The organism is Mycolicibacterium sp. Y3, from assembly GCF_051188035.1.
Taxonomy (GTDB): Bacteria; Actinomycetota; Actinomycetes; order Mycobacteriales; family Mycobacteriaceae; genus Mycobacterium; species Mycobacterium fluoranthenivorans.
On sequence record NZ_JAVQLT010000001.1, the window covers coordinates 4,561,164 to 4,584,262 of the forward strand.

Genomic DNA, 23,099 nt, shown 5'->3' on the forward strand with positions numbered 1-23,099 from the left:
CCGCCCGGAGGTTGTGGGTATACCCCTGCGGTGAGCACTCTCGACGATGCGCACGCCCGGCCACCGGGTGTGGATGATGCGACGGTGGCGGCCGTCGGCAAGGTGTCCGAGGCCCTCGAGTACGTGGAACGGGCGCGGGGTCACCTGTACTCGTTTCACCAGCTGATGGGTCACGCCGACCTGCTGCTCGGGCAGGCGTGCGACGACCTGCGCGAAGCCGGGCACGGCGCGGTCGCCGACCGATTGTCGCAGGATATGGTCGGCCGCAACGTCATCCGGGGCCGCTGGACATTCCAGGTGGTCGAGGAATTCGATGACGACTACTGGTCGCGCCTGCGTGCACACGAGAAGAGGGTCCGTGACGACCTTATGGACGGCAAGCGTCACGTGTACGAGGCGGAGATGAAAGAGGACCGTCGCACCAAGGGCCGCGACGGCCACGAAGCCACCCCATGAACGCCGAAAGGCCAGTTATTGCACGCTCTTTCGAGTTCGTCGTGCAATAACTGGCCGTTGGGCTGGGAGAGCCTACGCGGTCTCGGTGATCGGCCGGTCGACCCAGCTCATCAGGTCGCGCAGCTTCTTGCCGGTGACCTCGATCGGGTGCTCGGCGTTGGCCTTGCGCAGGGCCTCGAGCTCGGTGTTGCCGTTCTCGACGTTGGCGACCAGACGCTTGACGAAGGTGCCGTCCTGGATGTCCTTGAGGATGTCCTGCATACGCTTCTTGGTGTCGGCGTCGATGACCCGCGGGCCCGACAGGTAGCCACCGAACTCGGCGGTGTCGCTCACCGAGTAGTTCATCCGGGCGATGCCGCCTTCGTAGATCAGGTCGACGATGAGCTTGAGCTCGTGCAGCACCTCGAAGTACGCCATCTCGGGGGCGTAACCGGCCTCCACCATGACCTCGAACCCGGTCTTGATGAGCTCCTCGGTGCCACCGCACAGCACGGCCTGCTCACCGAACAGGTCGGTCTCGGTCTCTTCCTTGAAGGTGGTCTTGATGACACCGGCACGCCCGCCACCGATGGCCGACGCGTAGGACAGCGCCAGCGCCTGGCCCTCACCCTTGGGGTCCTGGTCGACGGCGATCAGGGCGGGCACGCCCTTGCCGTCGACAAACTGCCGGCGCACCAGGTGGCCGGGGCCCTTGGGGGCGACCATGCCGACGGTGACGTTGGCCGGCGGCTTGATCAGACCGAAGTGGATGTTCAGGCCGTGGCCGAAGAACAGCGCGTTGCCGTCCTCCAGGTTCGGCTCGATGTCGTTCTTGAAGATCTCGGCCTGCGCCGTGTCGGGCGCCAGCAGCATGATCACGTCGGCCCACTTGGCGACCTCGGCCGGCGTGTCGACCTCCAGGCCCTGCTCCTCGACCTTGACGCGGGACTTCGAGCCCTCTTTCAGGCCGACCTTGACCTGCACACCCGAGTCACGCAGTGACAGTGAATGGGCGTGGCCCTGGCTGCCGTAGCCGATCACCGCGACCTTGCGGCCCTGGATGATCGACAGATCCGCGTCGTCGTCGTAGAACAGTTCGATTGCCACTTACTTTTCCTTCTCTTGTTTTCGGTCGTGTTGAAGCTGTGTCGATGGAAGCTATTTGGCGGTGCCGATCCCGCGCGGTCCGCGCGACAGCGAGACGATGCCGGACTGCACGATTTCCCGAATACCGTACGGCTCGAGCACCCGCAGAAACGCCTCGAGCTTCTCCGGCGTCCCGGTGGCCTCGATGGTCAGCGACTCGGTGGACACATCCACCACCTTGGCACGGAACAGGTTGACCGCTTCAATCACCTGGCTGCGGGTGGTCGCATCGGTGCGCACCTTGATCAGCGCGAGCTCGCGCGAGACCGACTGAGCCTCGTCCTGTTCGACGATCTTGATCACGTTGATCAGCTTGTTGAGCTGCTTGGTGACCTGTTCGAGCGGGAAGTCCTCGACCTGGACGACGATGGTCATCCGGGACAGGTGCTTCTGCTCGGTGGCGCCGACCGCCAGGGACTGGATGTTGAATCCGCGCCGGGAGAACAGCGAGGCGACGCGCGCCAGGACGCCGGGTTTGTCCTCGACGAGCACCGACAGGGTGTGGGTGGAGATGGTCATCAGATTCCTCGGTTCTTCGCGCAAGCGCTCATCACGCGTGCCCTTCTTCGGAGTCGAACAGCGGCCGGATTCCGCGGGCGGCCTGGATCTCGTCGTTGCTCGTCCCGGCGGCGACCATCGGCCACACCTGGGCGTCCTTGCCGACGACGAAGTCGATGACCACCGGCCGGTCGTTGATGGCACGGGCCTGGTTGATCACATCTTCGACGTCTTCTTCACGCTCGCAACGCAATCCGACGCAACCCAGCGCCTCGGCCAGCTTCAGGAAATCCGGGATCCGGCGGCTGTGCGTCGACAGATCCGTCTGGCTGTACCGCTTCTCGTAGAACAGCGTCTGCCACTGCCGCACCATGCCCAGGTTGCCGTTGTTGATCAGCGCGACCTTGATCGGCGCACCCTCGATGGCACAGGTGGCCAGTTCCTGATTGGTCATCTGGAAGCAGCCGTCGCCGTCGATGGCCCACACCTCGGCCTCGGGCCGGCCGAACTTGGCGCCCATGGCCGCCGGGACCGCGAAGCCCATGGTGCCCAGACCGCCGGAGTTCAGCCACGTCTTGGGGTTCTCGTACTTGACGAACTGGGCGGCCCACATCTGGTGCTGGCCGACGCCGGCGACGTAGAGCGCGTCGGGTCCGGCGATCTGACCCAGCTTCTCGATGACGAACTCGGGGCTCAGGCTGCCGTCGCTCTGCGGGCCGTAGCTCAGCGGGTAGGTCGACTTGATGCTGGACAGGTATTCCCACCAGTTGTCCAGCTTCAGCGACGCCGCGTTGGTGCCGTCGCGGCGCAGCACCTCCAGCAGATCGGTGATGACGTTGCGGACATCGCCCACGATCGGCACGTCGGCGTGCCGGTTCTTGCCGATCTCGGCGGGGTCGATATCGGCGTGGATGACCAGGGCATCCGGGGCGAACGAGTCCAGCTTGCCGGTGACCCGGTCGTCGAAGCGGGTGCCCAGTGCGATCAGCAGATCGCTCTTCTGCAGCGCGGCGACCGCGGAGACGGAGCCGTGCATGCCCGGCATACCCATGTGCTGCGGGTGGCTGTCCGGGAACGCACCGCGGGCCATCAGGGTGGTGACCACCGGGATGCCGGTCAGTTCCGCCAGATCCATCAGTTCGGCGGTCGCCTCACCGCGGATGACGCCGCCACCGACGTAGAGCACCGGTTTGCGGGCCTCGGCGATCAGCTTGGCGGCCTCGCGCACCTGGCGGCTGTGCGGCTTGGTGTTCGGCTTGTAGCCGGGCAGGTCCATCACCGGCGGCCAGGAGAAGGTGCACTGGCCCTGCAGGATGTCCTTGGGGATGTCGACGAGCACCGCGCCGGGTCGCCCCGACTGGGCGATGTGGAAGGCCTCGGCGATCACCCGCGGGATGTCGTCGCCGTCGCGCACCAGGAAGTTGTGCTTGGTGATCGGCATGGTCATGCCGGTGATATCGGCTTCCTGGAAGGCGTCGGTGCCGATCAGGGCGCGGCCGACCTGTCCGGTGATCGCGACCACCGGGATGGAGTCCATCTGGGCGTCGGCCAGCGGGGTGACCAGGTTGGTGGCACCGGGACCCGAGGTGGCCATCATCACACCGACCTTGCCGGTGGCGTGGGCGTAGCCGCTGGCGGCATGCCCGGCGCCCTGCTCGTGCCGCACCAGGACATGGCGCAGCTTCATCGAGTCGTACAGCGGGTCGTAGACCGGCAGCACCGCTCCGCCGGGGATACCGAATATCACCTCGACGCCGATCTCTTCCAGCGAACGCACCACCGACTGCGCGCCGGTGAGTTCAACGGGCGCAACATGTTTCGGCTGCGTCACGGGATTGGCCGCAGCCACGGGTGAGTTTGCGCGCTGGGCGGGCTCGGGGGGCCGCGTGGTGGGAGCGCTCACGATGTCCTCTTCGTCGGGTTGGTTATCTGTCGGTTCTGGTACTTGGGCAAGAAAAAACCCCCGTCAGCGGAGTCCGCTGTACGAGGGTTGGCGCGTCGATGCTGTGTGCTATGCCCGAGTGAGGGCCAGCGCGGCATCAACGCGCCAACCAAGTACTACGGAAATCTCGGACTTCTGCATAACAAGTGACGGTAGCCCGCGCACTGGTCAAAGGTCAAATTGCCCTGACCGGTCCCCGACGCCCGGATTCGCGATGCGGGCACGGTGCAAAGATGGCGTGGTGAGTTCCGCTCGTGCGCAGACCGACGTCGTCATCCGCATCTCCCCGATGGCCTATTTCGGGGTGGGCTTCTTCACCCTGGGTCTGCTCGCCCTGATCTTCGCGTGGCCGGGCTATGCCGCCGTGCTGTTGATCCTGCCGATCCTGTTGGCGGCGGCCGTCTTCCGATACCGCACGGTGGCCGACCGGGACCACGTGCGGGTGCGCACGCTACTGGGCAGCCGCACGGTGCGCTGGGAAGAGATCGACGGCCTGCGGTTCACCAGGAGTTCCTGGGCGCGCGCACGTCTCACCGACGGCAGTGAGCTCGTCCTGCCCGCGGTGACCTTCTCGACGTTGCCGTTGCTCACCGCGGCCAGCGGTGGCCGGGTGCCCAACCCCTACGAGTAACTACGCGATCGGATTGGCGCCGTTGAGCAGGACCCAGAAGCCGACGCCCACACCGATCCCCAGCAGCAGCGCCAGGAACGAGCCGACGAACGGCCGACGGGCCCAGCCCCTACCGGCATCCAGCCCGTAGCGTCCCGGACCGGTCAGCGTCAGCGCCGCCGCCACCAGCACGAGAGTGACCTGGTGCTCATGGCCCGACGGTACGACGAAGCTGACGAAACTGTGGTCGGGTGCCGCGGCGATGGCGGCCAGGAGCGCGTTGATCAGGTACGCCAGCGCGGCCGCGGCGGCCAGCGGGGTGAACAGCCCGAGCACCAGCAGCACGCCCGCGCCGACCTGCGCGCCCGCGGCGACATAGGTGATCAGGCCGGCGTGCTGATAGCCCAGCTCGTTGAGCGAACCTTCGAAACCGCTCAGGCCCGCGCCGCCCCACCAACCGAACGCCTTCTGCAGTCCGTGTATGACGAGCAGCACGCCCAGCCCGGCACGCAGCAGGAACAGGCCCAGGTCGGTGGTACCGCGCCGACCCGCCGCGCGGATGCGCTGGTCAGCGTCGTGCGGCCCGATCTCGGTCGGCACCGCCGGTGCGGCCGCGTAGGGGTTCGGCGCCGCCGGGGACACATAGGGCAGGGGTTCGGGTTCGCCGAGCAGCGAATAACCGGACTGCTCCGGTTTGGCGGAACCCTCGGTGTCGTACCGCGGGATGGCCGTAGTCTCGAAATCGCCCCCGTACGTCGACGAGGGCAAGTCGTCTTCAGGGTCGACCAGCCGGGCCGACGCCGGCCGTTGCCAGTCGGTCATGCCATGAGGTTCAGCGGTCACGGTTGCCAGGGTAAATGCAAGACACGCCGTAACTCGGTATTGGCGCGACACAAACGCGCACGTATCCACACCGATACACACTCGTGACACAGGGTTGCGACCGACACCTTCTTGGCGCGTTCGGCGCATCCATCCGTAGTCTGGCCTGCATGAGACAGGGCGGGCCTACGCTGACGGCGCTTCGAGGCGCTGCGGTGCTGTGCACGGTGATGGTGGCAGCGGTCGGATGCGCCCGGTTCGACGATGCGCAGTCGCAGCCGTTCACCACCGAGCCACAGATGGAGGCCCCGCCCTCGTCGTCGCCGCCGCCTCCCCCGCCGCTGCCGGGTGCACCGTTTCCCAAAGAGTGCCCCGCCCCCGGTGTGATGCAGGGCTGCCTGGAGAGCACCAGCGGCCTCATCATGCTTCCCGACAGCCAGTCCGCGCTGGTGGCCGAACGCACGACGGGCGCGGTCAAGACCGTGTCGACCAAGGCCGAACCGAAGGTCAAGGTCGTCATCCCCGTCGACCCGTCCGGCGACGGCGGCCTGCTCGACATCGTGCTGTCGCCCACCTATTCACAGGACCGGCTGATGTACGCCTACGTCAGCACCCCGACCGACAACCGGGTCATCCGCATCGCCGACGGCGATGTGCCCAAGCCGCTGCTGACCGGAATCCCCAAGGGCACCACCGGCAACGCGGGATCACTGATCTTCACCAGCCCGACGACGCTGGTGGTTCAGACCGGCGACGCCGGGAACCCGGCGCTGGCCAACGACCCGGCCTCGCTGGCGGGCAAGATCCTGCGCATCGAGCAACCCACCACCGTCGACCAGGCCCCGCCGACGACCGCCCTGTCCGGGATTGGCGCGGCCGGTTCGATGTGCACCGATCCGGCCGACGGGTCGCTCTACATCACCGATCGCACCCCGACCGGCGACCGCCTGCAGAAGATCACCAAGGACTCCAAGGTGTCCACGGTGTGGTCCTGGCCGGACAAGCCCGGGGTGGCCGGCTGCGCCGCCCTCGACGGCGCCGTCCTGGTGAATCTGGTGAACACCAAACAGACCGTCGCCGTGCGGATGGCCCCCGACACCGGAGCGGTGACCGGTGAGCCCGAGGTGGTGCGCCAGGATCAGCACGGCCACGCCTGGGGGCTCGCGGTGTCCCCGGACGGCAACGTCTGGGGCGGCACGATCAACAAGACCTCAGGTGACGCCGAGAAGCTCGACGACGTGGTGTTCCCGCTGTTCCCGTCGGGTGGCGGCTTCCCGCGCAGCAACGCCGACAAGACGTGATGGCGGCGGGCTGACCTAACTACACGCGGCGATCACCAGTTCGCGCACCCGCGCGGCGTCGGCCTGGCCCTTGGTGGCCTTCATCACCGCGCCGACTATTGCGCCTGCCGCAGCCACTTTGCCGGCCCGAATCTTGTCGGCGACATCGGGATTGGCGGCCAGGGCCTCGTCGACCGCGGCCTGGATCAGTGAATCATCGCGCACCACAACAAGTCCGCGATCATTCATGACCTGCTCGGGTTCGCCCTCGCCGGCGAGTACACCCTCAACCACCTGGCGGGCCAGCTTGTTCGACAACTTGCCGCCGTCGACCAGTTCGACCACCGCGGCCACCTGCTTGGGCGTGATGGCCAAATCGGATACGGCCACCCCGATCTCGTTGGCCTTCTGCACCAGGAAGTTGCCCCACCACGCACGTGCGGCCTCGCTGGAGGCGCCGTGCGCGACGGTGGCGGCCACCATATCGATGGCACCGTTGTTCACCAGGTCGCGCATCACCTCGTCGGAGACGCCCCACTCCTGCTGAATCCGCTTGCGCGCCAACCACGGAAGCTCCGGGATGGTGGTGCGCAGCCGCTCCACCAATTCAGCAGTGGGCGCGATCGGCTCCAGGTCCGGCTCCGGGAAATAGCGGTAGTCCTGCGCGGTCTCCTTGCTGCGCCCGGGTGTGGTGTGGCCGGATTCGTGGAAGTGCCGGGTCTCCTGGGTGACGGTGCCCCCGGCACTCAGCACCGCGGCCTGGCGGCGCATCTCGTAGCGCACCGCCACCTCGACACTCTTGAGCGAGTTCACGTTCTTGGTCTCGGTGCGGGTACCGAATTCACTGGCGCCCTTCGGTTTCAGCGACAGGTTGGCATCGCAGCGCAGCGAACCCTGGTCCATCCGCACATCGGAGACGTCCAGTGCGCGCAGCAGATCGCGCAACGCCGTGACATACGCGCGGGCGATCTCCGGTGCGCGTTCTCCGGTGCCCTCGATCGGCCGGGTGACGATCTCGATCAGCGGCACCCCGGCGCGGTTGAAATCGGCCAGCGAGGTGGTCGCCCCGGAGATCCGGCCGGTGTCGCTGCCCAGGTGGGTCAGCTTGCCGGTGTCCTCCTCCATGTGCGCACGCTCGATCTGGACCCGGAAGGTGGTGCCGTCGTCCAGCGGGACGTCCAGGTACCCGTCGACGGCGATCGGTTCGTCGTACTGCGAGATCTGGTAGTTCTTCGGCTGATCCGGGTAGAAGTAGTTCTTCCGCGCGAACCGGCCCCACGGCGCGATCTCGCAGTTCAGCGCCAGCCCGATCCGGATCGCCGACTCCACCGCCGATCCGTTGAGCACCGGCAGTGCGCCGGGCAGACCCAGGCACACCGGGCACACCTGCGTGTTGGGCTCGCCGCCGAACTGGTTGGCACAACCGCAGAACATCTTCGTCGCGGTCGACAGCTCGACGTGCACCTCCATCCCCATGACGGGATCGAAAGCGGCGATGACCTCGTCGTAGTCCAGGAGTTCGGCGGTATCGACAGACATGCCGTCGATCCTAATGGGGGCAGCTCAGCCGAAGAATTCCGCAGCGTCGTCATAGCGGCTCTGCGGCACCAGCTTGAGCTGTTGCACCGCGTCCGCCAGGGGCACCCGCCCGATGTCCTGCCCGCGCAGCGACACCATCATGCCGAACTCGCCGGCATGGGCGGCGTCGGCGGCGTTGACGCCGAACCGGGTGGCCAGCACCCGGTCATAGGCCGTCGGGGTGCCGCCGCGCTGCACGTGGCCGAGCACCGTGACGCGCACCTCCTTCTTGATGCGCTTCTCCACCTCAAGAGCCAGCTGCTGGGCCACACCGGTGAATCGCTCGTGGCCGAACTCGTCGAGGCCGCCCTGCCGGAGCTGCATGGTGCCCTCGGCGGGTTTGGCGCCCTCGGCGACGACGCAGATGAAGTGCGAGGAGCCGTGCTGGAACCGCTTCTTGACCAGCCGGCATACTTCCTCGACATCGAAGGGTTGCTCGGGGATCAGAGTCATGTGTGCACCGGTGGCCAAGCCCGCGTTCACCGCGATCCAGCCGGCGTGCCGGCCCATCACCTCGACGAGCATGACCCGCTGGTGCGACTCCGCCGTGCTGTGCAGCCGATCGATGGCGTCCGTGGCCACCTGCAGCGCGGTGTCGTGCCCGAACGTGACGTCGGTGCAGTCGATGTCGTTGTCGATGGTCTTCGGGACCCCGACCACGGGCACGTTCTCCTCGGACAGCCAGTGCGCCGCGGTCAGTGTGCCCTCCCCGCCGATCGGGATGAGCACGTCGATGCCGTTGTCCTCCAGCGTCTGCTTGATCTGGTCCAGACCGGCCCGCAGTTTGTCGGGATTGACCCGTGCGGTGCCCAGCATGGTGCCGCCCTTGCCCAGCAGCCGGTCGTTGCGGTCATCGTTGGCCAGCTGGATCCGTCGGTCCTCCAGCAGGCCGCGCCATCCGTCCAGGAAGCCGACCACCGTGGATCCGTAACGCTGGTCGCAGGTCCGCACCACCGCCCTGATCACGGCGTTCAGCCCCGGACAGTCACCACCACCAGTCAGCACGCCAATACGCATGCCGCCTATCTAACCCGTTTACAGCGCGGTCGGCAGCGATCCCCGGGCCGCCTCATAGGCCGCACCCACCCGGTAGAGCCGGTCATCGGCCATGGCGGGGGCCATGATCTGCAGTCCGACCGGGAGCCCGTCGTCGGCCGACAATCCCGACGGCACCGACATGCCACAGTGCCCGGCCAGGTTGAGCGGCAGGGTGCACAGGTCGAACAGGTACATGGCCAGCGGGTCGTCGACCTTCTCCCCGAGGCGGAATGCCGTCGAGGGAGTGGCCGGGGTGGCCAGGACGTCGACCTTTTCGTAGGCCCGGTCCAGATCGCGGGCGATCAGCGTGCGGACCTTCTGGGCCTGGTTGTAATAGGCGTCGTAATAGCCCGCCGACAGTGCGTAGGTGCCGATCATGATGCGGCGCTTGACCTCCGGCCCGAACCCTGCGGCCCGAGTCAGCGCCATGACCTCTTCGGCGCTGTGGGTGCCGTCGTCGCCGACCCGCAGGCCGTAGCGCATGGCATCGAAGCGCGCCAGGTTGCTCGACACCTCCGAGGGCAGGATCAGGTAGTAGGCCGCCATCGCGTGGTCGAAGTTCGGGCAGTCGACCTCGATGACCTCCGCGCCGAGGGCGGTGAGCTGCTCGACGGCGGCGTGGAACGACGCCAGCACGCCGGCCTGATAGCCCTCGCCACGCAGCTGCTTGACGACGCCGACCCGCACACCCTTCAGATCGCCTTGAGCGCCGGCCTTGGCGGCGCCCACCACATCGGGCACCGGGACGTCGATCGACGTGGAGTCGCGCGGGTCGTGGCCGGCGATCACCTGGTGCAGCAGCGCGGTGTCGAGCACCGTGCGGGCGCACGGCCCGCCCTGGTCCAGCGATGACGCGCAGGCGATCAGTCCGTACCGGCTGACGGTCCCGTACGTCGGCTTGACGCCGACGGTCGAGGTGAGAGCGGCCGGCTGGCGGATCGAGCCACCGGTGTCGGTGCCGATGGCCAGCGGGGCCTGGAACGCCGCGAGCGCGGCGGCGCTACCGCCGCCGGAGCCGCCGGGCACCCGCTCGACATCCCATGGGTTGCGGGTGGGGCCGTACGCGGAGTTCTCGGTCGAGCTGCCCATCGCGAACTCGTCCATGTTGGTCTTGCCCAGAATCGGGATACCGGCCGCCCGCAGCTTCGCGGTGACCGTCGCGTCGAACGGGGACCGCCAGCCCTCCAGGATCTTGGATCCGGCGGTGGTCGGCGCATCGATCGTGGTGAAGACGTCTTTGAGGGCCAGGGGCACCCCGGCCAGCGGCGACGGCAGCGCTTCACCGGCGGCGACCTGGCGGTCGACCTCGGCGGCCGCGGCCAGTGCCTGCTCGGCGCCGACGTGCAGGAACGCGTGATAGCGCTCATCGGTCGCGGCGATCTGGTCCAGGTGCGCGGTGGTGACCTCGGTCGAGGTGACCTCCCCCGCGGCGATCTTGGCGCCCAGCGTGGCGGCGTTCTCGCGGATCAACTCGGTCATTCTTCTTCTTCCAGGATGCGGGGCACCGCGAAGCGACCGTCCTCGGCGCGCGGGGCGGCGGCAAGGGCCTGGTCCTGGGTGAGGCTCGGCACGACCTCATCCGGCCTCGTCACATTGGCGTAGCCACCCGACTCCGCCTGTCCGGGCCGCCGCGAAAGCGGATTGTCCGTGGCTTCGACGCCCGTGACGTCGACGGACTGGATCTGGCCGACGTGGGCCAGGATGGCGTCGAGCTGACCGGCGAAACTGTCCAACTCGCCATCGGTGAGGGCGAGCCGGGCCAGCCGCGCAAGGTGGGCTACCTCGTCCCGGGAGATCTGTGACACGACTGGAAAGCCTAGTCGCTGCGCTCCACCCCTTTTAATCCCCCGGTCGCTGCGCTCCTGCCCGCCGGGTCATCCCCCGGTCGCTTGCGCTGCCAGCCCGCCGGTTCGCCGCGCACCTGCCGCTGTGACAAGGTGTCACGCGTGCCGTCATATCTGCTGCGGGTCCAGCTGGAGGACCGACCGGGCAGCCTCGGCTCGCTGGCCGTCGCGCTCGGTTCGGTGGGCGCCGACATCCTGTCCCTCGACGTGGTCGAGCGCGGAGCGGGCTACGCCATCGACGATCTGGTCGTCGACCTGCCGGTCGGTGCGATGCCCGATTCGCTGATCACGGCCGCCGAACACATCCAGGGTGTCTACGTCGACAGCATCCGGCCGCATACCGGGCTGCTGGAGGCGCACCGCGAACTCGAGCTGATCGACCACATCGCCGCGGCGGGCGACAAGCTGCAGATGCTCGCCGACGAGGCCCCGAAGGTGTTGCGCGTGGGCTGGTGCAGCGTCGTGCGGCTGACCGAAGACGGGCTGGAGACCATCGTCGGCAGCCCGGGGGCACCCGAAACGCTTGCGCAGACCGCGCCCTGGCTGCCGATCGAGCATGCCGCGGTCCTCGACGGCAGCGCGCCGTGGGTGCCTCAGGTCTGGCGCGATATCGACACCACCCTGGCCGCCGCCCCACTGGGCGATCACGGCACCGCGGTCCTGTTGGGCCGCCCGGGCGGGCCCGCCTTCCGGCCGTCGGAGGTCGCGCGGCTGGGCTACCTGGCCGGCATCGTGGCCACCATCCTGCGTTAGTCCGCCGGCGCCGGGCCGTTCTCCAGCAGTGCGCGAAAGCCGTCCTCGTCGAGGACCGGCACCCCGAGTTCGATGGCCTTGTCGTACTTGGACCCCGGGGCGTCCCCGGCCACCACATAAGCCGTCTTCTTCGACACCGAGCCGGCCGCCTTGCCGCCACGCACCAGGATGGCCTCCTTGGCCTCGTCGCGCGAGAACCCGGTCAGCGACCCGGTGACGACGATGGACAGGCCTTCCAGGGTCCGTTCGATGCCCGCGTCGCGTTCATCGGCCATCCGCACCCCTGCGGCACGCCACTTGTCGACGATGGCCCGGTGCCAGTCCACGGTGAACCACTCGATCACGGCGGCGGCGATGGTCGGACCGACACCCTCGACCGCGGCGAGCTGCTCCTCGGACGCCGCCATCACCGCGTCGAGGCTGCCGAACTCACCGGCCAACGCGCGCGCCGCCGTCGGCCCCACATGGCGGATGGACAGCGCCACCAGGACACGCCACAGCGGCTGGGATTTGGCCTTACCCAGATTGGCCAGCAGCCGTTTGCCGTTAGCGGACAGTTCGCCGGCCTTGGTGGTGAACAGATCGGTGCGCAACAGATCGTCGGCCGTCAGGGTGAACAGGTCGCCCTCGTCATCGATCACGCCGGCAGCCAACAGCGCCACCGCCGCTTCGTACCCGAGCCCTTCGATATCGAAGGCACCGCGGCCCGCGACGTGGAACACGCGCTCGCGCAACTGGGCCGGGCAACTGCGCGTGTTGGGGCACCGGATGTCGGCGTCGCCCTCCTTGGCCGGCGCCAGGGGGGTGCCGCACTCGGGACATGTTGTGGGCATGACGAATTCGCGTTCGGTACCGTCGCGCAGATCGACCACCGGCGCCAGCACCTCGGGGATGACGTCACCGGCCTTGCGGATCACCACGGTGTCGCCGATCAGCACGCCCTTGCGCTTCACCTCGGAGGCGTTGTGCAGGGTGGCCAGTCCGACGGTGGATCCGGCGACCTTGACCGGCTCCATGTAGGCGAACGGGGTGACCCGGCCGGTGCGGCCGACATTGACCCTGATGTCGAGCAGTTTGGTGGTGACCTCTTCGGGCGGATACTTGTAGGCCACCGCCCAGCGGGGTGCGCGCGATGTCGCACCGAGCCGGCGTTGCAACGCCACCTGGTCGACTTTGACCACCACGCCGTCGATTTCGTGTTCGACGTCATGCCGGTGCTCACCCCAGTAGGAGATCCGCTCGGCGACCGCGGCGATGCCCTGCACGCGGGTGGTGTGCGTCGAGACGGGCAGCCCCCACTGACCGAGCGCGCGGTAGGCGTCGTGCAATGAGGCGAACGTCGTGCCGTCCACGAGGCCCAGCCCGTGGCAGATCATCCGCAGCCGGCGCCGGGCGGTGACGGCCGGGTTCTTCTGGCGCAGCGACCCGGCTGCGCTGTTTCGCGGGTTGGCGAACGGCGGCTTGCCCTCGGCCACCAGACCGGCATTGAGGTCCTCGAAATCGGTGAGCCGGAAGAACACCTCACCACGCACCTCGAGGACGGCGGGCAGCGGGAACTCCGCGGAGTCGATGAGCCGTTCGGGGATGTCCTCGATGGTGCGTGCGTTGAGGGTGACGTCTTCACCGGTGCGGCCGTCACCCCGGGTGGCCGCACGCACCAGCCTGCCGTCGCGGTAGACCAGCGCGAGCGCGACACCGTCGATCTTCAGTTCGCAGAGATACTCGGTGGTCTCACCGGTCTCGGCGCTGATCCGGGCCGCCCATGCCGACAGTTCGTCGCTGTCGAACACGTTGTCCAGCGACAACATCCGTTCCAGATGGTCGGCGGAGGCGAAGTCGGTGGCGAAGCCGGCACCGCCGACCAGCTGGGTCGGCGAGTCGGGGGTACGCAACTCCGGATGCGCCTCCTCCAGGGCCTCCAGTTCGCGCAGCAGCGTGTCGAACTCGGCGTCGGAGACGATGGGCGCGTCTTTGACGTAGTACCGGAACTGATGCCCCCGCACCTCCTCGGCCAGTTCCTGCCAACGGCCGCGTACCTCAGAGTCGGATGAGCTCACGCCCAAGAGGCTAGTCGAGCCCGCCGACAGGTCTTGGCAGGCTCAGAGGGGCGGCCAGAGCCGGAACCGCACCACATCGCGCCAGGTGGTGCCTTCCCATCCCTGCAGCACGAAACCGTGCGGCTCGACCAGTTCACGCAGACTCTGCACGCTCTGGCGGTCCGGGTCCCCGAATCCTTCGACGAACACCAGCAGCCCACCCGGGCGCAGCACCCGCGCCAACCCACGGACGCAGATCTCCTTGTCGGGCACCTCACCGAGCACCGCCGCCAGGAACGCCACATCGAAGGTGTCCTCCGGGAACGGCAACCCGGCGCCGGCATCGCCGGAGTGGGATTCGACGTTGCGGCAGCCCGCGCCCTCGATCGCGCGGCGTGCCTTGTCCAGCATCTGCGGTTGCACATCGAACAGATGCAGGTGCCCGTGCGGCACCCGCTTGGCGATCTCGGTGCTGTAGTAGCCCGGGCCGGGCCCGATCTCCAGCACCCGCTCGTCACCGCCGAGCATCAGCCCGTCGATGACGGCGCCGGGCCGACCGATGACACGCCGGACCGGGTTGTTCAGGAAGATCGAGACCCAGTGCGGATAGGGCATATCGCTGACGCGCCGAGTCTGGCGCACCACGGTGTCGAGCCACGATGTGGGCATATCACCCTCCTCATCTGCATAAGTTAGGTAAGCCTAACTCAATTGCCCGCGGAATAGACTGCTTCCCGTGCCGCACCCCGTGATGTTCAGAGATGACGACTTCGGACTGGCCGAGATCCGCGAGATCGCGCTGGGCTTTCCCACCGCGTTCGAGAAGGTCTCGTGGGGCCGGCCCGTGTTCTGCGCGCCGAAGATGTTCACGATGTTCGGCGGCAACCTCAAGAGCACCGACGGGATGGTCGCCTATCCCTATTCACTCCTGGTCAAGGTCGACGATTCCGATCGCCGGGCACTGGAGGCGGACAGCCGGTTCTTCTTCCCGGCCTATATGGGCCCGTTCGGCTGGCTGGGCCTGGATCTGACGGCGGGCACGGTGGACTGGGGCGAGGTCCGCGAACTCGTCGATGCCTCTTTTAGGCTCGTGGCATCCAAGAAGTTGATCCGGCAGCTCGACGAAAAGGCTTGAGCGGCAACCTCATTCAGGCAGATTTACCCGCGTCGGCGCCCAGGGTCAGGAAGGTGCGCAACCGGTCGAGTACAAGTTCCGGGCGTTCCTCGATGATCCAGTGTCCCGCGCCGGGCACCAATTCGAGGTCGAAGTTCGAGCAGTGTTCGGGCAGCACCCGCAGCAGTTCCGGGGTAAGCACCGAATCCTCGGTGCCGTGCAGCCAGCGCACCGGCACCGTCACGTGGTATCGGTCGAATTCGCCGCGCATCCACCGCGCCGCCTCCCGGGTCTGGAAGGTGCGGTACCACTTCGAGCCGGCCAGGGCGTACGCCGGCCGCGACAGGCACGCCCGGTAGAAATCCATGTCCTCCTGCGGGGTTTCGAAGTCGCCGCCCACCCACGAACCCAGCAGCCGGAAGAACCGCATCTTCGGGTCGGCGATCACGCGCGGGCCGACGACCGGCAGCATCATCGGAACCTGGTACCACATCCGCCAGATGTTGACCAAGGCCGTGAGGTCTCGTTTGAGCCAGGGCACCGCGGTGTTGATGCCCATAAATGACGCCACCTTCTCCGGATGGCGCAGCATGAAGATGGTCGCGACCGGACCGCCCCAGTCGTGGGCGACCAGGCGGACCGGACCGACACCGAGGCGATCGACGACACCGGCCAGGTCATCGGCGAGGTCGTTCTTGAAGTAGTGATCCCCCGGCGGAGTCGAGCTCCACCCGGCCCCCCGCAGATCGGGGCACAACACCCGGTAGCCGTCGGCGGCGAGCGGCGCGATATGGCGTCGCCATTCCCACCAGTTCTGCGGGAATCCGTGCACCAGCATCACCGGCGGTCCGTCTTCGGGACCGGCTTCGGCGACGTGAATCGTCACGCCGTCGCCGAGATCGAGGTAGCGGTGCTGCACGCCGGGCAGATCGGGCGGGTTCTCCATGGGTACAACCTACGGTATCCAGTACCGGTGGTATCGACTCATGCGGGTTTTGCCCGAACCCGTCAGCGAATGGCCAGGGTGGACGCCGCTTTGGCGGCGCGGGCCTGCCGGTAACCGAGTGCCGCACCGGCGAGCGGGATCAACAGCAGCCCGGCGAGGCCGAACCACGACGTCATCGGCTGCCCGGGCCGGGCGGAGTCCCAGCCGTGCAACGCGGACAGGTCCAGCGGCGCACTCGGCGGCGCCGACGCGGGCGCAATGCCGAGCGACGCGGGTACCGCCACCACCACCGGCGGCAGGGCGATCGCGACCCCGGGCTGCGGCACCGACACGACCGGTTGGCGCGCGCCGTCCACGGGGGTACGGCCATCCCCGAAGGTCACCTTCGGGGCGACGAAAACCGGGGCCGCGGGGGGCATATCCGAACCGGAGGAGGTCCGCGCCCCGGCGATGGACAGGGTCGGTGTCGCAGTCGACGACTCCGAATCGCCGGTACTCGCCGCGGTCTGCGGCGCGCGGCTCACGGTGGCGGTATCGGTGCGACGGGCGGTCTCGCTGTCGCCGGTCGTGTAGGCGACACTGCTCTTGCGGTTGTCGGCACCGGCCCGACCGTCACCGGAATCGCTGCGGGGCCCACGCTCACCGCGATGATCGCCGCCACGGTTGCCGTGCTGGCCGCCGTGCGAATGACTGGAATCGCCCGGCGCGGCCGCCGCGACGGTCGCTGTCGGCCCGCCGACCAGCACCAAGGCGGCGAGCGCGGTAGCGCTCGCTGCTACGGCCCGCTTCGCTCGATCCACAGTCTCCCCCGCGTTCGAACCTCACCATACTGCGAACCGATGTTTGCGGGCTAGATCGCGTCGGGATCCTGATGCAGTCCGTCCGCGGCCTTCTGCGCCAGCGAGATCGCGGTCCGCGCCCAGTCCACGGTGGCGCCGGCCAGGCCGCACGCCGGTGTGATGCCGATCCGGTCGCGCAATACCGCGCGCGGAAACCCCAACCGGTCGGTGACCTTCGCCGCGGCGGCCGCCACCTGATCGGCTGTGGGCCGCGTGGTCGGCGCGGTGGACGAGACGACGCCAAGCAGTACCGTGCGGTCGGATTCCACGAACTCCCCGACCCCATCCAGATCGGCCGCGCCCAGCACCGCGACATCGACGGACACGGCATCGATGGCACTGTCCCGCAAGAGCTTCCACGGCAGGTCGGGAGCACAGCAATGCACGACGACGGCACCCCCGACGCGTCGGGCACATTCGTCGAGCAACCCGCCCGCCACCGGCGCGTCGACGGGATGCACCGAGGACAGGCTCGTCACCCCGGTGAGCCGGCCGGCCAACGCCGCGGGCAGCGTCGGCTCGTCGAACTGGACCACCACCTCGGCCCCGATGCGCCGGGCCACGGTGGCACGGTGCACGGCGACCCCCTCGGCCAGGGATGCGGCCAGATCGCGCACTGCACCGGCGTCAGTGATCGCGCGGTGCCCGTTCGACAGCTCCAACTGAGCAGCCAGGGTGATCGGCCCGGGCACCTGCACCTTGACCGTGCGTCCCTGGACGCCGCGTAGTCCGGCCTTCTCCCAGGCCTCTTCCAGCGCGTCGACATCCTCGTCGAGCAGGCTCGCCGCGCGGCGCTGCACGGCACTGCGACCAGGGGCGATGCGGTAGGCGCGGGGGGCGGTGTCGATACCGATATCGACCAGCAGGGCGCCCGCCCGACCGATCAGATCGGCACCGATTCCGCGGCCGGGGAGTTCGGCGAGGTGCGGCAGCGCGTGCAGTTCGCCGACGATCACCTCGGCCGCCTCGCGCGCGGACGTGCCGGGCCAGGATCCGATGCCGGTCGCAGTGCCGAAAATACTCACGCGGCCAACAGTATTCGATGGCTTAACCTGCGGGAATGCGGGCCTCGCTGAGCGTCAGCGCGCGATGGTCGCGCTGCCGAGGACCTCGTCCCCGGCCGGATCGGGCCGGTAGAGCACCATCGTCTGACCGGCGGCCACACCGCGCAACGGGGTCCGCAGGTCGGCGTGCAGCGCACCGTCGCGCACCTCGACGACGGCGTCGACCAGACCGCCATGGGCACGCACCTGCAGCACGCATTCGACCGGCCCGACGAACGCCGTGCCGGAGGTGAACACCGGCTTCTCGCCGCGCAGTGTGGAGATGTCGAGGTCGGTGGCCGGACCCACCCGCACGGTGCCGCTCGCGGCGTCGATCCCGGTGACGTAGCGGGGTGCCCCGTCGGGACCCGGCCCGGCGATACCCAGGCCCTTGCGCTGACCGATGGTGAAACCGTGCACACCGTCATGCTCGGCGAGCACCGCGCCGCCGGCGTCGACGACGGCGCCGGGCCGGATGCCGATCTTGGCTCCGAGAAACGCCTGGGTGTCACCGGACGGGATGAAACAGATGTCGTGGCTGTCCGGCTTGTCGGCCACCGCCAGCCCGCGCCGGGCGGCCTCCTCGCGGATCTGCGGCTTGGGGGTGTCCCCGATCGGAAACAGCGCGTGACGCAGCTGATCGGCCGTCAGCACAGCCAGTACGTAGGACTGATCCTTGTCGGCGTCCACCGCGCGCCGGAGCCGGCCGTCGGACAGCCGGGCGTAGTGCCCGCTGGCCACCGCGTCGAAGCCCAGCGCCAGTGCCCGGGCCGACAGCGCGGAGAACTTGATCTTCTCGTTGCATCGCACGCACGGGTTCGGGGTCTCACCGCGTGCGTAGGAGTCGACGAAATCGTCGATCACGTCCTCTTTGAAACGGTCGGCGAAATCCCAGACATAGAACGGAATGTCGAGGATGTCGGCGACGCGACGCGCATCCCCGGCGTCCTCCTTCGAACAGCACCCGCGCGATCCCGTGCGCAGGGTGCCCGGCGTGCTGGACAGCGCCAGATGGACCCCGACGACGTCATGACCGGCGTCGACCATCCGGGCCGCCGCCACCGAGGAGTCCACTCCGCCGCTCATCGCGACCAGGACGCGCATCACAGCACCCCCGCACTGGCCAGCGCCGCCGCCCGCGCCCGCTGTACCGCGGCGGGCAGCGCGTCCAGGGCGGCGTCGACATCGGCGTCGGTGCTGGTGTGTCCCAGCGACAGTCGCAGTGACCCGCGAGCGGTGGCCGGATCGGCGCCCATCGCCAGCAGCACATGCGAAGGCTGGGCCACCCCGGCCGTGCACGCCGAGCCGGTCGAGCACTCGATTCCCTTGGCATCCAACAACATCAGCAGCGAATCACCCTCACAACCGCGAAACGTGAAGTGCGCGTTACCGGGCAGCCGGCCGTCCCCGAGCGCACCGTTGACATCCACATCCTCGATGGTGGTGCGCACCCCGTCGATCAGCCGGTCACGCAGCGCCCGAACGCGGGCGCTGCTGACCTCGAGACCGTCGACCGCCACCTTCGCCGCGGTCGCCATCGCGACCACACCGGCCACATCCGGTGTGCCCGAACGGACATCGCGCTCCTGTCCGCCGCCGTGCAGCAAGGGCACGCACGCGGTATCGCGGCGCAACAGCAGCGCCCCCACCCCGGTCGGTCCCCCGAACTTGTGCGCGGCGATCGACAGCGCCGACAGTCCACTGGCCGCGAAATCGACCGGAACGTGCCCGACGGCCTGAATCGCGTCACTGTGCATCGGTATATCGAATTCCGCTGCGATAGCGGCCAATTCGGCGACCGGGAGGATGGTGCCCACCTCGTTGTTGGCCCACATCGCCGTGATCAGCGCGATATCGTCGTGCTCGGCGAGCACGGCGCGCAACGCCTCGGGTGACACCGAACCGTCGGCGGTGACCGGTAGCCACGTCACCTCGGCACCTTCGTGTTCCACCAGCCATTCGACGGCGTCGAGCACGGCGTGGTGCTCCACCGGCGTCGTGACGATCCGGCGCCGCTGCGGCTCGGCCGCGCGGCGGGCCCAGTAGATGCCCTTGATCGCGAGGTTGTCGCTCTCGGTGCCGCCTGCGGTGAAGATGACCTCCGACGGCCGGGCGCCGAGCACACCGGCCAGCGCTTCGCGCGCCTCCTCCATCCGGCGCCGTGCCGCACGCCCCGCCGTGTGCAGCGAGGAGGCGTTACCGACCGTCGCGAGCACGGCGGTCATCGCCTCGATGGCAGCGGGGTACATCGGGGTGGTGGCGGCGTGATCGAGGTAGACGGCGGTCATAGCCTGTCCAGGATAACCGCCCCCGCAGTGGCCCCTGCCTCCGCAGGTCAGGCCACCAAGGCGTGCCCATGCGCACGGCGGCCCATGTCACCGCGCACCGCGGCCTCACAGCGTGCCGCAAGGTCGCGCCGGCTCTCGCCCGGCAGCTGCAGCGATTCCACCCGCACGTGCACCACCGTGCGCCGGGCGGTGACCAGGCGCCGGATCGACGCCAGCAGCGTGTCGTCGCCGATATAGGCCGGCACCGTGGACGGGCTGCCGTCGCGGTGGTGGTAGGTCAGCCGAAGCGGCTGCACGGGTCGCGCGGCGTCCACCGCCGCTTGGAACATGGCCGGCCGGAACTCGCCGTAACCCAGGCCGCACCAGGTGGTGCCCTCCGGGAACGCGACGACGGTCTGCCCGTTGCGCAACCGGGCGGCGACCGCGCTGACCACGGCCGGTAGCCGGCGCAGGCTCTCCCGCTCGATGGGGATGACCTTCATGATCCGGGCCAGCACACCGAGTGCGGGCCAGTCGATGAGATCGGCCCGCGCCACGAACGAGCCCGGCATCACCGCGCCGATCGCGAAGATATCCACCCAGGACACGTGCCCACTGACCACCAGAACACCGCGCAGGTTACGGATCGGCCCACCGGACACGGTGATTCGCACCCCGATACAGCGCAGCATCAGCCGGCAGTAGGCCCGCTGGACGTGGGAACGGCCGGGTAGGGGCACCGCCAGCAAGGGCACCGCCAGGATCAGCAGCAGGGCCGCGGTCACCCGGAACGTGGTCCGCAGCCAGACCATCGGCCGGGGGCCCACCGGCGCGGACCCGGCGTGCATACAACTGGCGTCGCAGGAGGCCTGCGGGAGCCACGAGTGGCTCATTGTGCGTCACCCATCGCTTCTCCCGACCCAGTGGCCTGCGACACAGATCGCAGACGCTTCAGGTACCGCACGTCGGCTTTGCGCTTGTCCAGCAGCGCCGGGAAGTCACCGACGCCGAAGTCGGGGTCGTGCGCGGGTTCACCGCATACCTCGGCGCCCAGGCGCAGGTAGCCGCGCATGAGGGCGGGCACACCGACCCGGGCGGGCGGCTCGATCTCGTCGAGGCTACGGCCTTCGATGACCACCGGGCGGTACGGACGCACGGTGAACTCCTCCGGCGCGCCGTGGCGGCGCAGGACGAAGTCCCGGACGCCGCGCAGCTGGCTGCCCGGCACCTCGCCGTCCACATGGGTGGGCACCGACACGCAGCCGGTGACGTAGTCGTAGCCGCAGCGGTCCAGGTAGGCCAGGATGCCGGCCCACATCAGCAGCACCACACCACCGTTGCGGTGATCGGCGCGCACCACCGCACGCCCCATCTCCACCAGCGACGGACGCAGCGGGTCCAGCGCCCGGACGTCGAATTCGGTGGCGGTGTAGAGGCTGCCCGCCGCGATGGCGCCGGGTGGCGGCAGCATCCGGTAGCAGCCGACCAGGTCGCCGGAACCGTCCTCGCGCACCAGCAGGTGATCGCAGAACTGGTCGAAGCGGTCGGCGTCGCGGCCCTCCTCGAAGCCGGGGCTCGCCGAGGTGAGGGTGAAGCCGGGTTCGGAGGTGAACACCTCATGGCGGAGACGCTGCGCGGCGTCGATATCGTCGGCGTCGGTGGACAGCAACAGGGTGTAGCGCGGTCCGTGGGCCGCGGCGGCCCGAGAACCCCCAGCGGTCATCTGATCGGTGTCATCGGCCGGTATGAGTACAGATGCGGTGCTCATAGTCAGCACCGTCGCCCAGCCGGGTCTCGAGGTGGCATCGCAGGCGTGACGTGTCTGTGCACGCCACGTGAACACCGTTCGCAATCCCCCAAAGGGAGGTGCCCCCAGCAAAACTGCCCCGAAACCGAGGTTTCGGGGCAGTTTCGGCAGTGCCGACGAAGTAGCCGACGAACTAGCCCTTGCGAGCCTTGACGGCCTCGGTGAGCTGCGGGGTCACCTTGAACAGGTCGCCGACGATGCCGAGATCGGTGATCTCGAAGATCGGCGCCTCTTCGTCCTTGTTGACCGCGATGATCGTCTTGGACGTCTGCATACCGGCCCGGTGCTGGATGGCACCGGAGATGCCGAGCGCGATGTAGAGCTGCGGCGACACGGTCTTACCGGTCTGACCGACCTGGAACTGGCCCGGGTAGTAGCCCGAGTCCACCGCGGCGCGCGAGGCACCGACGGCGGCGCCGAGCGAATCGGCGAGATCCTCGACGACCTTGAAGTTCTCCTCGCTACCGACACCGCGGCCACCGGCGACCACGACACTGGCCTCGGTGAGCTCCGGACGGTCGCCACCGACGACCGGCTCGCGAGACGTGATCTTCGTCGCATTCTCGGCCTGGGCCGGGACCTCGACGTTGACGACCTCGCCGGCACCGTCGGCCGGGGCGGCCTCGACGGCACCCGGACGGATGGTGATCACCGGGAGTTCACCGGTGGCCTGGGCCTCCACGGTGTACGCGCCACCGAAGATGCTGTGTACGCCGACGCCGCCCTCTTTGAGCTCGACGATGTCCACGAGCAGACCCGAGCCCAGGCGCGCGGCCAGCCGGCCGGCGACCTCTTTGCCCTCGGCGGTGGCGGCGATGATCACACCGGCCGGCGCGGCCGACTCGGCCAGCGCGGCCAGCACGTCGACCTTCGGGGTGACCAGGAAGTTGTCCACATCGGCCGACTCGGCGACGTAGATCTTGGCGGCTCCGGCGGCCTTCAGACCGTCGGTCAGGCCGGCGGCGGTGCCGGGACCGGCCACCACGACGGCAGACGGCTCGCCCAGCACACGGGCGGCGGTGATGAGTTCGGTGCTGACCTTCTTCAGCGCACCATCGGCGTGCTCGACGAGCACAAGTACTTCAGCCATGAATATGTCCT

The 23,099-nt window shown here is 68.6% G+C and carries 23 protein-coding genes; 5 read left to right on the forward strand and 18 right to left on the reverse strand.

What is annotated here, in order from left to right; all coding sequences use genetic code 11:
- Positions 1 to 30 precede the first annotated feature (30 nt).
- Positions 31 to 456: a hypothetical protein gene (locus tag QN239_RS22305; protein ID WP_499013646.1), complete on the forward strand. Its 426-nt coding sequence runs from the start codon at positions 31 to 33 to the stop codon at positions 454 to 456.
- 72 nt (positions 457 to 528) lie between these two features.
- On the opposite strand, the gene ilvC is transcribed toward QN239_RS22305, so the two are convergent.
- From ilvC to QN239_RS22320, 3 genes are read right to left on the reverse strand one after another with little or no spacing between them, the layout of a single operon-like run.
- Positions 529 to 1,542 carry a ketol-acid reductoisomerase gene (gene ilvC / locus QN239_RS22310; protein WP_187098912.1) on the reverse strand — a complete coding sequence of 338 codons (1,014 nt, stop codon included), beginning with the start codon at positions 1,540 to 1,542 and terminating at the stop codon, positions 529 to 531.
- A gap of 51 nt (positions 1,543 to 1,593) precedes the next feature.
- Entirely contained in the window at positions 1,594 to 2,100 is a 507-nt protein-coding gene (gene ilvN, locus QN239_RS22315) for an acetolactate synthase small subunit (protein WP_090356986.1), read from the reverse strand.
- 31 nt (positions 2,101 to 2,131) lie between these two features.
- Positions 2,132 to 3,982: an acetolactate synthase large subunit gene (locus tag QN239_RS22320; RefSeq protein ID WP_090356987.1), complete on the reverse strand. Its 1,851-nt coding sequence runs from the start codon at positions 3,980 to 3,982 to the stop codon at positions 2,132 to 2,134.
- 253 nt (positions 3,983 to 4,235) lie between these two features.
- On the opposite strand from QN239_RS22320, the gene QN239_RS22325 reads away from it, so the two are divergent.
- Entirely contained in the window at positions 4,236 to 4,652 is a 417-nt protein-coding gene (locus QN239_RS22325) for a PH domain-containing protein (RefSeq protein WP_499013650.1), read from the forward strand.
- On the opposite strand, the gene QN239_RS22330 is transcribed toward QN239_RS22325, so the two are convergent.
- Entirely contained in the window at positions 4,653 to 5,474 is an 822-nt protein-coding gene (locus tag QN239_RS22330; RefSeq protein WP_499013652.1) for a DoxX family protein, read from the reverse strand.
- A 149-nt stretch (positions 5,475 to 5,623) separates the two neighbouring features.
- Between QN239_RS22330 and QN239_RS22335 the strand changes: the two genes are divergently transcribed.
- Positions 5,624 to 6,754: a PQQ-dependent sugar dehydrogenase gene (locus QN239_RS22335; RefSeq protein WP_499013655.1), complete on the forward strand. Its 1,131-nt coding sequence runs from the start codon at positions 5,624 to 5,626 to the stop codon at positions 6,752 to 6,754.
- A gap of 15 nt (positions 6,755 to 6,769) precedes the next feature.
- Here the strand turns inward: QN239_RS22335 and gatB are convergent, their stop codons facing one another.
- From gatB to gatC, 4 genes are read right to left on the reverse strand one after another with little or no spacing between them, the layout of a single operon-like run.
- Positions 6,770 to 8,272, reverse strand: a complete 1,503-nt coding sequence (gene gatB, locus QN239_RS22340) for an Asp-tRNA(Asn)/Glu-tRNA(Gln) amidotransferase subunit GatB (RefSeq protein ID WP_499013657.1) — start codon at positions 8,270 to 8,272, stop codon at positions 6,770 to 6,772.
- A gap of 24 nt (positions 8,273 to 8,296) precedes the next feature.
- Positions 8,297 to 9,328, reverse strand: a complete 1,032-nt coding sequence (locus QN239_RS22345) for an ATP-dependent 6-phosphofructokinase (RefSeq protein ID WP_167158290.1) — start codon at positions 9,326 to 9,328, stop codon at positions 8,297 to 8,299.
- Positions 9,329 to 9,346: 18 nt separating this feature from the next.
- Positions 9,347 to 10,828 (reverse strand): Asp-tRNA(Asn)/Glu-tRNA(Gln) amidotransferase subunit GatA, encoded by a 1,482-nt coding sequence (gatA, locus tag QN239_RS22350; RefSeq protein WP_499013658.1) that lies wholly within the window; start codon positions 10,826 to 10,828, stop codon positions 9,347 to 9,349.
- Complete coding sequence (gene gatC, locus QN239_RS22355; protein WP_499013660.1) at positions 10,825 to 11,154, reverse strand: Asp-tRNA(Asn)/Glu-tRNA(Gln) amidotransferase subunit GatC; 330 nt, start codon at positions 11,152 to 11,154, stop codon at positions 10,825 to 10,827. The genes gatA and gatC overlap by 4 nt, the downstream gene beginning before the upstream one ends.
- Positions 11,155 to 11,286: 132 nt before the next feature.
- Here gatC and QN239_RS22360 point away from each other — a divergent pair, with 132 nt between their 5' ends.
- The gene (locus QN239_RS22360; RefSeq protein ID WP_499013662.1) at positions 11,287 to 11,946 is read left to right on the forward strand and encodes an ACT domain-containing protein; all 660 of its coding nucleotides are present in this window, start codon (positions 11,287 to 11,289) and stop codon (positions 11,944 to 11,946) included.
- Here QN239_RS22360 and ligA read toward each other — a convergent pair.
- Together ligA and QN239_RS22370 are read right to left on the reverse strand one after the other, a co-directional pair.
- Entirely contained in the window at positions 11,943 to 14,003 is a 2,061-nt protein-coding gene (ligA, locus tag QN239_RS22365) for an NAD-dependent DNA ligase LigA (RefSeq protein WP_499013664.1), read from the reverse strand. The genes QN239_RS22360 and ligA overlap by 4 nt on opposite strands.
- Before the next feature lie 42 nt (positions 14,004 to 14,045).
- A complete protein-coding gene (locus QN239_RS22370) occupies positions 14,046 to 14,651 on the reverse strand; it encodes a class I SAM-dependent methyltransferase (RefSeq protein WP_499013666.1) in 606 nt (201 codons plus the stop codon).
- 67 nt (positions 14,652 to 14,718) lie between these two features.
- On the opposite strand from QN239_RS22370, the gene QN239_RS22375 reads away from it, so the two are divergent.
- Positions 14,719 to 15,117: an MmcQ/YjbR family DNA-binding protein gene (locus QN239_RS22375; RefSeq protein ID WP_499013669.1), complete on the forward strand. Its 399-nt coding sequence runs from the start codon at positions 14,719 to 14,721 to the stop codon at positions 15,115 to 15,117.
- Between the two features lie 13 nt (positions 15,118 to 15,130).
- Here QN239_RS22375 and QN239_RS22380 read toward each other — a convergent pair whose 3' ends face one another.
- The 8 genes from QN239_RS22380 to QN239_RS22415 form a co-directional block, all read right to left on the reverse strand.
- Positions 15,131 to 16,042 carry an alpha/beta fold hydrolase gene (locus QN239_RS22380; RefSeq protein ID WP_499013671.1) on the reverse strand — a complete coding sequence of 304 codons (912 nt, stop codon included), beginning with the start codon at positions 16,040 to 16,042 and terminating at the stop codon, positions 15,131 to 15,133.
- Between the two features lie 62 nt (positions 16,043 to 16,104).
- Positions 16,105 to 16,842: a hypothetical protein gene (locus tag QN239_RS22385; protein ID WP_499013674.1), complete on the reverse strand. Its 738-nt coding sequence runs from the start codon at positions 16,840 to 16,842 to the stop codon at positions 16,105 to 16,107.
- 50 nt (positions 16,843 to 16,892) lie between these two features.
- Positions 16,893 to 17,906, reverse strand: a complete 1,014-nt coding sequence (locus QN239_RS22390) for a uroporphyrinogen decarboxylase/cobalamine-independent methonine synthase family protein (RefSeq protein ID WP_499013677.1) — start codon at positions 17,904 to 17,906, stop codon at positions 16,893 to 16,895.
- Between the two features lie 54 nt (positions 17,907 to 17,960).
- On the reverse strand, positions 17,961 to 19,028 hold the full coding sequence (mnmA, locus tag QN239_RS22395; RefSeq protein WP_499013680.1) for a tRNA 2-thiouridine(34) synthase MnmA: 1,068 nt from the start codon (positions 19,026 to 19,028) through the stop codon (positions 17,961 to 17,963).
- Complete coding sequence (locus tag QN239_RS22400) at positions 19,028 to 20,212, reverse strand: cysteine desulfurase family protein (RefSeq protein ID WP_499013683.1); 1,185 nt, start codon at positions 20,210 to 20,212, stop codon at positions 19,028 to 19,030. The genes mnmA and QN239_RS22400 overlap by 1 nt, the downstream gene beginning before the upstream one ends.
- A gap of 47 nt (positions 20,213 to 20,259) precedes the next feature.
- Complete coding sequence (locus QN239_RS22405; RefSeq protein ID WP_499013685.1) at positions 20,260 to 21,084, reverse strand: lysophospholipid acyltransferase family protein; 825 nt, start codon at positions 21,082 to 21,084, stop codon at positions 20,260 to 20,262.
- On the reverse strand, positions 21,081 to 21,959 hold the full coding sequence (locus QN239_RS22410; RefSeq protein ID WP_499013686.1) for a GNAT family N-acetyltransferase: 879 nt from the start codon (positions 21,957 to 21,959) through the stop codon (positions 21,081 to 21,083). The genes QN239_RS22405 and QN239_RS22410 overlap by 4 nt, the downstream gene beginning before the upstream one ends.
- 172 nt (positions 21,960 to 22,131) lie before the next feature.
- Positions 22,132 to 23,088: an electron transfer flavoprotein subunit alpha/FixB family protein gene (locus tag QN239_RS22415; protein WP_499013687.1), complete on the reverse strand. Its 957-nt coding sequence runs from the start codon at positions 23,086 to 23,088 to the stop codon at positions 22,132 to 22,134.
- Positions 23,089 to 23,099: the final 11 nt, after the last annotated feature.

Coding starts and splice junctions, on each gene's coding strand:
- QN239_RS22335 (WP_499013655.1), top strand. CDS start 5,624: ATGAGACAGGGCGGGCCTACGCTGACGGCGCTTCGAGGCGCTGCGGTG.
- QN239_RS22400 (WP_499013683.1), bottom strand. CDS start 20,212: ATGACCGCCGTCTACCTCGATCACGCCGCCACCACCCCGATGTACCCC.
- mnmA (WP_499013680.1), bottom strand. CDS start 19,028: ATGCGCGTCCTGGTCGCGATGAGCGGCGGAGTGGACTCCTCGGTGGCG.
- QN239_RS22405 (WP_499013685.1), bottom strand. CDS start 21,084: ATGAGCCACTCGTGGCTCCCGCAGGCCTCCTGCGACGCCAGTTGTATG.
- QN239_RS22325 (WP_499013650.1), top strand. CDS start 4,236: ATGCGGGCACGGTGCAAAGATGGCGTGGTGAGTTCCGCTCGTGCGCAG.
- QN239_RS22380 (WP_499013671.1), bottom strand. CDS start 16,042: ATGGAGAACCCGCCCGATCTGCCCGGCGTGCAGCACCGCTACCTCGAT.
- QN239_RS22345 (WP_167158290.1), bottom strand. CDS start 9,328: ATGCGTATTGGCGTGCTGACTGGTGGTGGTGACTGTCCGGGGCTGAAC.
- QN239_RS22410 (WP_499013686.1), bottom strand. CDS start 21,959: ATGAGCACCGCATCTGTACTCATACCGGCCGATGACACCGATCAGATG.
- gatB (WP_499013657.1), bottom strand. CDS start 8,272: ATGTCTGTCGATACCGCCGAACTCCTGGACTACGACGAGGTCATCGCC.
- gatA (WP_499013658.1), bottom strand. CDS start 10,828: ATGACCGAGTTGATCCGCGAGAACGCCGCCACGCTGGGCGCCAAGATC.
- QN239_RS22370 (WP_499013666.1), bottom strand. CDS start 14,651: ATGCCCACATCGTGGCTCGACACCGTGGTGCGCCAGACTCGGCGCGTC.
- QN239_RS22415 (WP_499013687.1), bottom strand. CDS start 23,088: ATGGCTGAAGTACTTGTGCTCGTCGAGCACGCCGATGGTGCGCTGAAG.
- ilvN (WP_090356986.1), bottom strand. CDS start 2,100: ATGACCATCTCCACCCACACCCTGTCGGTGCTCGTCGAGGACAAACCC.